Source organism: Escherichia sp. KCJ4928, assembly GCF_004352695.1.
GTDB lineage: Bacteria > Pseudomonadota > Gammaproteobacteria > Enterobacterales > Enterobacteriaceae > ECMA0423.
Genome location: NZ_SJWV01000839.1, coordinates 1 through 255, shown reverse-complemented (window position 1 = coordinate 255; position 255 = coordinate 1). Strand labels below are relative to the sequence as shown.

Annotated in this window: 1 pseudogene; it reads right to left on the bottom strand. The window is 58.0% G+C overall.

What is annotated here, in order from left to right:
• Positions 1-34 precede the first annotated feature (34 nt).
• Positions 35-255 (bottom strand): annotated as a pseudogene (locus E0D98_RS27010) (hypothetical protein); the annotation flags it as partial.

The window sequence follows — 255 nt, the reverse complement described above, 5'->3', positions numbered from 1 at the left end:
AAACGGGCGGTAGCCCGCCCGTCTCCGTCATACTTCATCCGCCATAATGCGCCACCTTGTCGACTATCCACGCAGGTCCGGTGACTTCCGGCAGCTCATCGTCATCTGTCGGGGAAGACCATTCCAGTTCCCCCCACAGCACATCAACGAGCTCTCCGCGCTCATACAACTGCCAGCCACAGAAATCACAGCCCTGTTCGGCATACCAGTGCTCCAGCGTGCAGCTGAAACGGCGGCTTAATTCTGCAACAACGT